The organism is Streptomyces sp. NPDC091387 (genome assembly GCF_044756945.1).
GTDB lineage: Bacteria > Actinomycetota > Actinomycetes > Streptomycetales > Streptomycetaceae > Streptomyces.
Genome location: NZ_JBIVTZ010000003.1, coordinates 226162 through 238114, shown reverse-complemented (window position 1 = coordinate 238114; position 11953 = coordinate 226162). Strand labels below are relative to the sequence as shown.

The 11953-nt window shown below is 75.1% G+C and carries 10 protein-coding genes; all 10 read right to left on the bottom strand.

Features of this window, described 5'->3' with window-relative positions:
- Positions 1–23: 23 nt before the first annotated feature.
- Positions 24–1271 (bottom strand): MFS transporter, encoded by a 1248-nt coding sequence (locus ACIQM0_RS07915; RefSeq protein WP_401284478.1) that lies wholly within the window; start codon positions 1269–1271, stop codon positions 24–26.
- A gap of 26 nt (positions 1272–1297) precedes the next feature.
- A complete protein-coding gene (locus ACIQM0_RS07910) occupies positions 1298–1885 on the bottom strand; it encodes a helix-turn-helix domain-containing protein (RefSeq protein ID WP_401284476.1) in 588 nt (195 codons plus the stop codon).
- Between the two features lie 38 nt (positions 1886–1923).
- Positions 1924–3513: a cation acetate symporter gene (locus ACIQM0_RS07905; RefSeq protein WP_401284474.1), complete on the bottom strand. Its 1590-nt coding sequence runs from the start codon at positions 3511–3513 to the stop codon at positions 1924–1926.
- 201 nt (positions 3514–3714) lie between these two features.
- Entirely contained in the window at positions 3715–5085 is a 1371-nt protein-coding gene (locus ACIQM0_RS07900; protein WP_401284472.1) for a PucR family transcriptional regulator, read from the bottom strand.
- Positions 5086–5287: 202 nt separating this feature from the next.
- A complete protein-coding gene (locus ACIQM0_RS07895) occupies positions 5288–8128 on the bottom strand; it encodes a LuxR C-terminal-related transcriptional regulator (protein WP_401285086.1) in 2841 nt (946 codons plus the stop codon).
- A gap of 189 nt (positions 8129–8317) precedes the next feature.
- Positions 8318–9247, bottom strand: a complete 930-nt coding sequence (locus tag ACIQM0_RS07890) for a dienelactone hydrolase family protein (RefSeq protein WP_401285083.1) — start codon at positions 9245–9247, stop codon at positions 8318–8320.
- A gap of 192 nt (positions 9248–9439) precedes the next feature.
- A complete protein-coding gene (hisF, locus tag ACIQM0_RS07885; protein ID WP_401284470.1) occupies positions 9440–10195 on the bottom strand; it encodes an imidazole glycerol phosphate synthase subunit HisF in 756 nt (251 codons plus the stop codon).
- Positions 10192–10590, bottom strand: a complete 399-nt coding sequence (locus ACIQM0_RS07880; RefSeq protein WP_401284468.1) for a RidA family protein — start codon at positions 10588–10590, stop codon at positions 10192–10194. Before ACIQM0_RS07880 ends, hisF begins: the two co-directional genes overlap by 4 nt.
- Entirely contained in the window at positions 10587–11312 is a 726-nt protein-coding gene (priA, locus tag ACIQM0_RS07875; protein WP_401284466.1) for a bifunctional 1-(5-phosphoribosyl)-5-((5-phosphoribosylamino)methylideneamino)imidazole-4-carboxamide isomerase/phosphoribosylanthranilate isomerase PriA, read from the bottom strand. Before priA ends, ACIQM0_RS07880 begins: the two co-directional genes overlap by 4 nt.
- The gene (gene hisH / locus ACIQM0_RS07870) at positions 11312–11953 is read right to left on the bottom strand and encodes an imidazole glycerol phosphate synthase subunit HisH (protein ID WP_401284464.1); all 642 of its coding nucleotides are present in this window, start codon (positions 11951–11953) and stop codon (positions 11312–11314) included. The genes priA and hisH overlap by 1 nt, the downstream gene beginning before the upstream one ends.

The following is an 11953-nucleotide window of genomic DNA, read 5'->3' as shown; positions in this document are numbered from 1 at the left end:
GTGGCGGGCCGCCGCACCGGTGCTCAGCGCGGGAGTTCCGCGCGGCGCAGCGGGGAGACCAGCAGGCCCGCCACCGCCCCCGACGCGCACAGCGAGGCGCTGGCGACGAAGACCGGGCCGGTGCCCCAGAGGGCGACGGCCGCGCCGGTGACCGGGTAGCTGAGCGGCGCGAGCGCGTGGGTGAAGAGCGTCGAGACCGAGGTGACCCGGCCCAGGTAGACCGGGTCGGCGGCGGTCTGGACGAGCGCGCCGCACAGGGCGCCGCCGAGTCCGGCGAAGAGCCCGATGAGGGCCGCGACACCGGCGGCGAGCGGCACGGAGGGCGTGTACGCGAGGGCGGCGACGGCGAACGCTCCGGTCAGTACGGTGACGCACATGACGAGCCCGGCCCTGGGCAGCCGTCCCCGGACCGCGAGCAGCAGGGCGGAGCCGCCCGCGCCGGTGCCGAAGGCGGCGATGATCCAGCCCATTCCGGAGGCGCCCCAGCCGCGTTCCCCGCTGAGCAGGATCAGGCCGAGGTTGAGCGGTCCCACGAAGCCCAGTTCGCTGACGGCGACGACGAGCATCAGCGGGCCCAGCAGCGGGTGGCGGCGGATGTGGCGCAGCCCGTCGACGAGTTCGCGCCAGGCCGTGCCGGTGGGTCCGGCCGACTGCTCCGGTGCCGGCAGCGGGCTCATCCGTACGGCCAGCAGGAGCGGCAGCGAGACGGCGAAGAGCACACCGGCCGCGGCGAAGGCGAGGACCGGGCCGCCGAGGGCGACGGCGACGCCGCCGAGCGGGGCGCCGACGACGTTGGCGGTGCGGGTGGCGAGGCCGCGCAGGCCCTGGACCCGGGCGAGCTGTCCGGCCGCGGTGATCCGGGGCGGCAGCGCGCCGACGGCGGGCAGGAAGAGGGCGTCGGCCGCGCCGAAGACCAGGGCGACGGCGATCAGCATCCACACCGTGGGCGAGGTGATGAGCAGCGCCCCGGCCAGGCCCAGGATGACGAGGCAGCGGACGGTGTCGCTCACGACCACGACGCGGCGCGGCCCGAACCGGTCGGCGAGCACTCCCCCGCCGAGCAGCAGCAGGGCCCTGGGTATGGAGCCGGCCGCGAGCACGAGGCCGGTCTGGGAGGCGCTTCCGGTGCGGGCGGCGGCCCAGGCGAGGGCCATGTAGTAGACGCTGTCGCCGATCGTCGACGCGGTGTAGGCGCTGAGCCAGCGCAGGACGTTGCCGTCGCGGTGGGCGGGGCGTTCGGGAGCCTGTTCGGTGGTGAGGGTGACGGTCACGGCGCGTGTCCTCTCGGGTGGCCGGGTCAGGTACGGAACGGGAATCCGTACAGGTGCAGCGCGACGTTCTCCCGGCCTTCCGTGTCGCCCGCCTCCTCGCGGGCGCGCCCCGCGGCCTCGTAACGGTCGATCAGCTCGTGCATCTCGCGGCCGAGCCCGGCGAGTTCCTCCGCGGTGAGCCGGGCCAGGTACTCGGAGGCGAAGGAGGCGCTGCGCCACTCGGGCTGCCATGCCTGGTGCGCGTCGAGGAAGCGCCGGTACAGCTCGATGTGCTGGTCGAACGAGAGCCGGCCGACGGCGGCGTGGGTGGCGACCTTCTCGGGGGCGTCGCTGAAGTCCTCGTCGTGGAAGTTCAGCCCCTTCGAGGCGGGCTGCCACCAGCGCTCGCGGCCGTCCGTGCCCTGCCCCTCGGCCGCCTCGATCAGGCCGTGGTCGGCGAGCTTGCGCAGGTGGTAGCTGACCAGTGAGACCTGCTCGTCCACCTGCTCCGCGAGCTGGGAGGCGGTGGCCCGCCGGGCGATGTAGAGCGCCCGGTAGAGCCTCATCCGCAGGGGGTGCCCGAACGCCTTGAGCGTGTCGAGGTCGGACACCCGGCGTGAGTCGTTGCTTGCCATGCCCCCACGGTAGATAGGAAAGGAAACTTGCGCAATATCTATTGCGCAATAAAAGCTGCGCGGTTCTCGCGACCGGGTTCCCGCGCCCGCCGCACCCGGCCGGTACGGGAACCCAGGTACCCCAGGAGGAATCCGGCCGGGACCGTGATGAGCCCCGGGGTCTGGAGCGGGAAGCAGTGGAAGTCGCGGTCCGGGAAGAGCGCGACCGGCGTGCCGGAGACCGCGGGCGAGCACACCATCAGGGCGGCGATCAGCGGCAGCGTGCCGTACACCGTCCAGCGCACGCCCCGCGCGTTGAAGCCCGGCCTGAACAACGCGTACAGCAGGACCGGCGGCAGCACGGAGGCGGAGGCCGCGAACGAGAGCGAGAGGAGCACCTGCGGATTGCGGTCGTGGGTGAAGGCCGTCACCCAGGCGGCGAGCGCGCCGGTCAGGACGACGGCCAGCCGGGCGCGGAGGATCTCGCGCCCGGCGGACCGGGCGGCCGTACGCGGGCGGGCCCTCGCCGCGAAGTCGCGGGCGAGCGAGGAGGCGGCGGCCAGGGTGATGCCGGCCACCGCGGCCAGCGTCGTGGCGAACACCGCGCAGGCCACGAACGCGAACAGCAGGCTCTCGCGCGGCCCGTCGGCGCCCGGGTCCAGGGCGCCCGTCACCAGCAGCAGCGCCGTACCGCCCGCCGGGTCCGCGGCCTGGAGGACCTTGCGGCCCAGCAGGGCGGACGCGCCGAGTCCGACCACGACGACCCCGAGGCACAGGACGGCCACCGGGGCCGACGCCCAGAGGGTGGCGCGGCGCACGGTCCAGCTGTCCCGCATCGGGTGCAGCCGCATCATGATGTGCGGCATGCAGGCGGCCCCGAGCACCAGGGTGAGCTGGAAGCCGAGCAGATCCAGGGTGCCGACGACGGAGTGGCCGAACTGCAAGCCGGGGCGCGCGTAGGCGCCGCCCGCCCCGCTGCCGTGCCGGGCCGCGTCGAACAGGGCGAACGGGTTCCAGCCGTAGCGGGCGAGCACCAGTCCGGCGAGCAGGGTCACGGCGGCCAGCACCACCGCGACCTTCAGGATCTGGATGTAGCCCGTGCCGCGCATCCCGCCGACCGCGGAGTAGCAGACCATCAGCGCGCCGCTGGCGACGGTGCAGCCGGTCAGCGCGCCGTCCGGGAGGCCGAACACGGAGGCCATGACCCGTCCCGCGGTGGCGAGTTGCACCAGCAGCAGCGGGGCCAGGACGACCAGGGTGGTGATGCCCAGGGCACGGCGTACGGACGGGTCGCCCAGCCGGTCCGCGAGGAAGTCCCCGAGGGTGAACACGCCCTTTCCGCGCAGTGGTTCGGCCAGGACGCGCATGACCAGCACCAGTGAGGCGACGGTGGCGGCGGCGAACAGGACCCCATCGAGACCGGCGAGCGCGACGGCACCGGTGGTGGAGAGGAGGGTGGCCGCCGAGATGTAGTCGCCCGCGATGGCCAGACCGGCGCCGGCCGGGCCGAGGGCCGAGCTGCCGCCCGCGTAGAAGTGTTCCGGGTCGTCCTGGTCCGCCGCGGCCAGCCCGCACAGCAGCAGGGACACGGCGACGAATCCGAGGAAGACGACCACGGCGAGCGACCGGGCGTCGAAGGCGCCGCTCACCGGCGCGGTCCGGCGGCCGGGAGACAGGTCGCGGCGGCCGTGCGGGCACGCGCGCGGGCACGGGTTCTCAGGGGCACTGGAGGCATGTCAGACACGGCATCAGCCGGCCGGGCCCGCGTACACCGGGTGGGGCGGGTGCGGTGTGCGGGTACAGGCCGCGCCGCGCGGAACTGTGCGCGGGCACAGCCAGGGGCGCTCCCGTCAGCCTGCCAGCAGGCGGCGCGCGGCGAGGGCGAGCGAGACCTCGACCGCGTCGGACGGGCGGGTCAGGCAGCGGCCGGTCAGCTGCTCGAAGCGGCGCAGCCGGTTCAGGACGGTGTTGCGGTGGCAGTAGAGCCGGGCCCCCGCGCGCTGGGCGGAGCCGTCGGAGTCGAGCCATGCGGTGAGGGTCTCGATGAGTACGTCGCGGTCGGCGGGGTCCAGCCGGTCCAGCGGTCCCAGCACCCGGGCGGCGAGCGCCGCGCCGAGCCCGGGGGACGAGACGACCAGGGCGGCGGGCAGCTGTTCGTCGAGCAGGACGACCCCGCCGCCGGCCGGGCACGCCCGCAGGGCGGTCTCGGCGAGCCGCCGGGCGTCCCCGACGGCCGCCAGCCCGCCGACGACAGAACTGATACCGACCCGGGCACCGGGCGGGACGGACAACCCGGCTGCCAGGGCGGCGAGTTCGGCGTCGCCGTCGACCGGGCCGGCCGGTGCGCCGGGCTGCGTTGCGGCCTCGGCCGGTCCGGAGGCGTCGGTGAGCGGTGCGCGGGGCTCCGGACCGGCCGCGCCCGGGTTCAGCGGCAGGATCGCGAACTCCGCGTCCGGGCCCGGGTGCCAGAGCGCCTCCGTGCCCGTGGGCAGCGCCATCGGCGGGTGCGCGGCGCCGTGCGGAGCGCGGCGGGCGGTGGCGACCGCGAGCACCGCGTACCTGCCGTGCTCCGGCAGCCCCAGCATCGCCGCGGCGTCCGGCAGTTCGGCGATCCGGGCGGTGCCGTCCAGCAGGGCCGCCGTCATCAGGCGCTGGCGGTTCTCCCTGCGCCATGCCAGCCGGCGTTCCGTCTGCCGGTAGGCGTCGGCGACGACGCCGCAGTGCTCGTCCACAAAGTTCCAGACGTCCGCCGCGACATGGACCAGCAGCCGGACGTCGTCGGGGTGCCGGCGCGCGGTCTCGTCCACGAGGCCCTGCCAGACCATCGCGCCGCCCATCCGGAAGGCGTGCAGGACCGCGTCGAGCGGCAGGGCCTGTTCGGCCCGGATCTCCCCGATCCGCCGGGAGGTGCGGTGGGCGGCGTCCCGGAACTCCCGCGGCTGGATGAGCGATCCGACGTTGTGCCGCAGCGAGTGGTGCACCTCCTGCCAGATCTCCGCCGCGTCCGCCTCGATCGCCGAGCGGTAGGCGGGTTCCTGCTCCCGCAGCGCCTCGACGAGCCGGTCCGTCAGCTCCGGCAGCGCCTCGATCAGCACCCGGGCGGCCCGGTGCAGTACGGCGACGGCTTCGCGGTCGGCCAGCGACCGGAAGCGGCGCGGTACCGGCGCGACGGGTGGCGGCCCGTGCAGCGCCCTGACCCGTGAACGTACGACCTGCGGCATGGCGGCCTCCACCGGGATTCGGCCGGCTCCGGGATTCGGCCGGCTCGGGTCGCCCAGCCCGGCGTTGGGCATGAGCACACCGAATGATCCTGACGCCCGCAGAATGGCATACCGCCCAGTCGGTACCTAGGGGTCTGCGCCGTACTTCTCATCACGGTCCTGCAACCTCCCGGCTCCGGGGCCCCCGGCCCGGCCCTCCCCGTCACCCCCTCCGGCGGCCGAGCATCCCGGCCAGCTCGGTCCTGGAGCGCACGCCCAGCGCGGCGAACACATTGCGCAGATGGTGGTCGACGGTCCGCGTGCTCACCGAGAGCCGCAGCGCCACCTCGCGGTTGGTGGCGCCCTCGGCGACGCAGCGGGCGATCCGCTGCTGCTGCGGGGTCAGCGCGGAGAGCGGGTCGGCTCCCCCGGCGGCGGAGCACTCCACCGCCTCGCCCGCGGCCCGCAGTTCGCCGCCCGCCCGGTCCGCCCAGACCCGCGCGCCGCACCGTTCGAAGCCGACCAGGGCGTCCCGCAGCGGGCCCCTGGCCTCCCGGGTACGGCGGCGCCGGCGCAGCCACGCCCCGTACAGCAGCTGGGTGCGGGCGCGTTCGAAGTCGCCGCCCGTGCGGTCGTGGTGGACGAGCGCTTCCTCGTACCGTCCCGCCGCCTCCGCGGGCGGCGCCAGCAGGGCCCGGCAGCGGGCCAGTTGGGCGGGGGCGGCGGGGTCGGTGGTGTACGTGACCCAGACGGCGAACTCCTCGACGGCGTCCGCGACCGGGTCCGCTCCCCCGCCGGCACGGTGAACCGCGCGCCCGGCCGGTCCGCGCTCTCCCCGGTCCGCCCGACCGGCCAGGACCGACGCCTCGACGAAGCACGGCACGGCGAGCATCCGGGCCGCGAAGTGCCCGTGCCGCGGACCGGGCCCGACCAGGGGGCCCAGCCGCGCCGCCGCCTCGCCGGAGCGTCCGGCGGCCAGGTCCGCACGGGCGAGCGCCCAGGTGGCGAGGGTCGCGGCCTGAACGAGGCCGTGCGGTCCGGCACCCGCCAGGGCGGCGTCCGCGTGCGCGGCGCAGGACCGCGTACCGCCTTCCACGGAGGCGGTAAGCGCGAGCACGGCGTGCAGATGGGCGGCGGTGTTGGGCTGTCCGGTACGGCGGGCGGCGTGCAGGCCGTCCAGGGCGTGGGCGCGGGCCCGCGCATGGCGCCCGGCGCGGAGTTCGGCGTACGCCAGGTGCTCCAGGGCCTGGGGCAGCAGGGACTCCGGACCGGTCGCGCGTACGGCGGCCAGCGCCCTGGCCCCGGACCGGCACGCGGCGTCGATGTCGCCGAGCACCAGCGCCGCCACTGCGCCGCGCAGCATCCCGGCGGGGTCCCGGGCCCGGCCTGCGGAGTCGACGCAGTGGCGCAGCAGGGCGTGGCCCTCGGTGGTCCGGCCGCTCAGCATCGCGCACATGCCGTCGCGGTACTGCGCGAGGGCCCGGTCGGGCACGGGGACGGCGATCCGGGTCATCGCGTCGAGGTAGCCGAGGGCGTCGCCCGTCGCCCAGGCGGCCTCCGCGGCGCCGAGGAGCGCGTCGAGGGCGCGGCGCGGAGCGTGCGGGGCGAGCAGCGACGCGGCGGTGAGCAGTTCCTCGCGGGCGTCGGCGGCCGGCCCGTCCCGCAGGGCGAGCAGCCCGCGCACGCGGTGCGCGGGGCCGTGCGGGGGCCGTCCGCCGACCCTGGCCAGCAGTGCGCGGGCCCGCCCGGCGTCGCCCGCGAGCCGGGTGTGCTCGGCGGCCGCGGCGAACCGGTCGGCCCGCGCCGCCTCGTCGGTGGAGAGCATCGCGGCGCGGGCGAGGGCGGCGGCCCGCTCGGCGTGCGGTCGCGGTGGCACGGCCGCGGCCTCCAGCGCGTCGGCGAGCGCGGCATCGGGACCGTCGGCCGCACCGGCCCGCTGGACGAGCGCCGCGAGCGCGGGCGGTCCGGGCGCCGTGGGGGCTCCGCCGGACCGGACCCGGCCGCGCGGACCGGTGGTGCCCGTCGTCAGGAGGGTGGCGAGCAGTCCGTGCACCGCGCGGCGGCGGTGCGGGGTGGCGCGGTGCAGGACCGCACGGCGCAGCAGCGGGTGGCTGAAGTGGACCCGGTTTCCCGCCCGTTGGAGCGCGCCCGCGGTCCCGGCGGGGGTATGCAGCGCGAGGTCGAGCGCGGCGGGGCCGAGACCGGCCGAGGCGGCGGCGCGCAGCAGCAGGGCGGCGTCGGCGCCCGCGCCCTCCGGCTCGTGCTCCTCCGCGGCGGCCGCGAGCAGCAGGAGGGTGCGGGTGTCAGGGGGAAGCCCGTCGAGGCGTGCGGCGTGGGCGTCCAGGACGTCCTCGCCGCCGGGCAGCGGGGAGGGCAGTGCGGTCCGTCCGGCGAGCTGGTCGGGGGTGAGCCGGCCGGCGAGTCCGGTGAGCAGTCGCGGGTTGCCGGCCGCTTCCCGCAGCAGTTCGCCGCGGACCACCGGGTCGACCCGGTCGGCGGCGCCCGTGGCGTCGGTGAGCCGGTCCAGGAGCGCGGCCGACGCGTCGTCGTCGAGCGGGCCGAGCCGGAGCGCGGGCAGCCCCGCGAATCCCGCGCCGTCCCCGGCGCCGAGCAGCACCGCGGCCCGGCTGCCCGCGCCGAGCCTGCGGGCCGCGAAGCCGAGGGCGGCGCGTGAGTCGGCGTCCCAGAGGTGCGCGTCGTCCACGCACACCAGCACCGGCCGTTCCTGGCCGAGTTGCCGCAGCAGGGCGAGCAGGGCCGCCGGCCCGATGCCGTCGCGCAGCACCTGGTCGGGCGGGAGCGGGCCGGGCGCGGAGCAGAGCAGGGCGTGCAGCCCGCTGTGGGGCAGCCGCTGTTCGGCGGGGGCCGCGGTGGCGGTCAGGACGGGGCCGGTATGGCGCTCGCGGTGCGCGGCGACGGCGCTGTCCAGGAGGGCGGTGCGGCCGATGCCGGGCAGTGCGGTCAGCACCAGCGCACCGCCGTCGCCGTCGCGCAGCCGGGCCGACAGCGTTTCCAGGAGGGCGAGTTCACCGCTGCGGCCGTACAGCCGGAGGGGACTGTGCACGGTCGTCATGGGGGTCACCACCGGCACGTTACTTCCGCGTAAACAAGCCCGGAAGGTGTGCGTCCGCCCCCGGCCGGTTGCGGGGCACCGTCCCAAGGCGGACCGCGATCGGCTGTGCGCGCACACAGCCGGGGCGCGGGAAGGGGCCGGACCGCGGTTCGCGGTCCGGCCCCTCACACACCGTCAGGTTCAGGAGGTGTGCGGGCAGTTGCCCCGGGACTCGGCGACCGTCAGGCTCACCGCCGGCAGCGGGCACAGGAACTGCTCGTACCGGGTGTCATTGTCGATGAAGCGCTTCAGCCACGAGATGCTGTACTTCGCGATCGTGGTGTTGGAGGAGTTCGGGGTGAAGTGCGTGGCCCCGCGCAGCTCCACGTACGCCTTGTCCAGGTTGCTCGGCAGCGACTGGTAGAACGGCTCGGAGTGGGTGGCGACGGGGGCGATCGTGTCGCCGTCGGCGCCGAAGATCAGGGTGGGGGTGCGGACCTCGGGCCAGGTGGTGTCGAGGTTCCAGCCGGTCAGCGGGATCGCCGCCTTGAGTGAGGTGCGGCTCTTCGCGGCCTCCAGGGTGCCGCCGCCGCCCATGGAGTGGCCCATCACGCCGAGCCGGGTGATGTCGATCCGGCTGCGCACCGAGCTGGTCTTCGTCAGGTAGTCGAGTGCGGCCAGGAGCTGGCGTCCCCGGCTGTCGGGCTGGTCCAGTGTGGTGTTGGTGTCGATGGTGAAGACGACGAAGCCCTGTGAGGCGAGCCGCGGTCCGAGCCAGGCGATGCTGGACTGGTAGGCGGTGTAGCCGGGCGCGATGGCGACCGCGCCGAAGGTGCCGTCCGCGGTCGACGTCGGGTAGTAGACCGTGCCGCCGCCGAAGCCGCTGACGCTCAGCGAGGAGACGCTGGTCTGCGAGACCGCGTACGAACCGCGGCTCGCCTCGATACTCGAATCGCTCGGCGCCGGGCCGCGCTCGTAGGGGTTGTCGGCGGCCTGGGCGCCCGGCACCAGCGCGGTGCACAGACCCGCGGTGGCGACGGCGGCGGCCAGCAGGCCCTTGACGAGGCGGGAGCGGCTCCTGGAGATCCGGTGGCGCGGGGCGATGTCGCCGGAGGGGAGGTGCTGCTGCACGAGGGGGGTCCTCTCGGTCGTGGCGGGAGCCACGCCGGGCAGCGTCCGAGGGCCCGTCGTCACCTGGGGCCTTCGGGGTGCACCGCGTGGAGACCGCCGTGTTTCTCTGGCGGTCTCCACTTTCGCGGTGCACCCCGGTCGCACACATCGGCAACTTCACCGGTCTTCGCGGCCGGTGGTGCCTGCCCGCGCTCAGCGGACCGGGTGGCCGGCCTCCCGGAGAGCGCCCTTGACCTCGGAGATCCGCAGGTCGCCGAAGTGGAAGACGGACGCGGCGAGGACCGCGTCGGCTCCCGCGCCGACAGCCGGTGCGAAGTCCGCGAGCCGCCCCGCGCCGCCGGAGGCGATGACGGGGACGGTCACGTGCTTGCGGACGGCCTCGATCATCTCGGTGTCGTAGCCGTCCTTCGTGCCGTCGGCGTCCATCGAGTTGAGCAGGATCTCGCCCGCGCCGAGGGCGGCGGCCCGGTGTGCCCATTCGACGGCGTCGATGCCGGTGCCCTTGCGGCCGCCGTGCGTGGTGACCTCGAAGGTGCCTGCGGGAGTGCGCCGGGCGTCCACGGAGAGCACCAGGACCTGGCGACCGAAGCGTTCGGCGATCTCCCGGATCAGCTCCGGGCGGGCGATGGCCGCGGTGTTGACGCCGACCTTGTCCGCGCCGGCCCGCAGCAGCTTGTCGACGTCGTCGGTGGTGCGGACGCCGCCGCCGACGGTGAGCGGGATGAAGACCTGCTCGGCGGTGCGGCGCACCACGTCGTAGGTCGTCTCGCGGTCGCCGCTGGACGCGGTGATGTCGAGGAAGGTCAGCTCGTCGGCGCCCTCGGCGTCGTACAGCTTCGCCATCTCCACGGGGTCACCGGCGTCGCGCAGGTTCTGGAAGTTGACGCCCTTGACGACACGGCCGTTGTCCACGTCGAGGCAGGGGATGACACGTACGGCGAGCGTCACCGGGCACCTGCCCGGAAGGCCTCGACCTCGACCTCGACGACCAGGCTCGGGTCGACGAGGCCGGACACGATGACCATGGAGGCGGCGGGGCGCACGTCGTCGAACAGCTCCTTGTGGGCACGGCCGACGTCGTCGACGTCCCGGGCGTGCGTGAGGTACATCCGGGTACGGACGACGTCCTCGCGGCCCAGGCCCACCTGCCCGAGCGCCGCGAAGGCGACCTCGAAGGAGGTGATGGCCTGCTCGTAAGGGCCTCCGGCGGAGATCTCCCCGCCCGCCACCGAGGTGCACCCGGCCACCAGCACCAGGCCGTTGGGCAGCTCGACCGCGCGGGAGTAGCCGAACTTCTCCTCCCAGGGGGCGCCGGAGGAGATCCGGCTGACGGAGTCGGTCATGCGGCGACCGCCTTCAGGGCCTCTTCCAGCATGAACGCCTCCGCGTACAGCGCCTTTCCGACGATCGCACCCTCGACGCCTTCGGGGACGAGCAGGGAGATCGCCCGCAGATCGTCGAGGGAGGAGACTCCGCCCGAGGCGACGACGGGACGGTCGGTGGCCGCGCAGACGTCCCTCAGCAGGCCCAGGTTGGGGCCCTGCAGCGTGCCGTCCTTGGCGATGTCGGTGACGACGTAGCGGGCGCAGCCCTCGGAGTCGAGGCGGGCGAGCGTCTCGTAGAGGTCGCCGCCGTCGCGGGTCCAGCCGCGGCCGCGCAGCGTGGTGCCGCGTACGTCGAGGCCGACCGCGATCTGGTCGCCGTGCTCGGCGATGACCTTGGCGACCCACTCGGGGGTCTCCAGGGCGGCGGTGCCGAGGTTGACCCGGCGGCAGCCGGTGGCGAGGGCGGCGGCGAGCGAGGCGTCGTCGCGGATGCCGCCGGAGAGCTCGACCTTGATGTCCATGGCGCCGGCCACCTCGGCGATGAGCGCGCGGTTGTCGCCGGTGCCGAAGGCTGCGTCCAGGTCGACGAGGTGCAGCCACTCGGCGCCGGAGCGCTGCCAGGCGAGTGCGGCCTCCAGCGGGGAGCCGTAGGAGGTCTCGGAGCCGGACTCGCCGTGCACCAGGCGGACCGCCTGGCCGTCGCGGACGTCTACGGCGGGGAGCAGTTCAAGCTTCGGCATTACAGCGTCTCGATCCAGTTGGTCAGCAGCTGGGCGCCGGCGTCGCCGGACTTCTCGGGGTGGAACTGGGTGGCCCACAGCGCGCCGTTCTCCACGGCCGCCACGAACCGCTCGCCGTGCGTGGCCCAGGTGACCCCGGGGGCACGGATCTTCGCGTTGGTGACTTCGAGGGACCAGTCGTGCGCCGCGTACGAGTGCACGAAGTAGTACCGGGCCTCGGGGTCGAGTCCGGCGAACAGCCGGGAGTCCTCGGGGGCCTCGACGGTGTTCCACCCCATGTGGGGGACGACGTCGGCCTTGAGCGGGCCGACGGTGCCCGGCCACTCGTCGAGCCCCTCGGTCTCCACGCCGTGCTCGATGCCGCGCTCGAAGAGGATCTGCATACCGACGCAGATGCCCATGACGGGGCGACCGCCGGAGAGCCTGCGGCCGATGATCCATTCCCCGCGGGCCTTCTTCAGGCCCTCCATGCAGGCGGAGAACGCGCCGACGCCGGGGACCAGCAGCCCGTCGGCGTTCATCGCCGTGTCGAAGTCGCGGGTGATCTCGACATCTGCGCCGACCCGGGCGAGGGCGCGCTCGGCGGAGCGGATGTTGCCGAAGCCGTAGTCGAAGACGACGACCTTCTTCTTGCTGTCCAC

What these genes read in the sequence shown, in the direction of transcription:
- ACIQM0_RS07880 (WP_401284468.1), bottom strand. Translation starts at nt 10,590, where the DNA reads ATGACCGACTCCGTCAGCCGGATCTCCTCCGGCGCCCCCTGGGAGGAG.
- ACIQM0_RS07910 (WP_401284476.1), bottom strand. Translation starts at nt 1,885, where the DNA reads ATGGCAAGCAACGACTCACGCCGGGTGTCCGACCTCGACACGCTCAAG.
- priA (WP_401284466.1), bottom strand. Translation starts at nt 11,312, where the DNA reads ATGCCGAAGCTTGAACTGCTCCCCGCCGTAGACGTCCGCGACGGCCAG.
- ACIQM0_RS07900 (WP_401284472.1), bottom strand. Translation starts at nt 5,085, where the DNA reads ATGCCGCAGGTCGTACGTTCACGGGTCAGGGCGCTGCACGGGCCGCCA.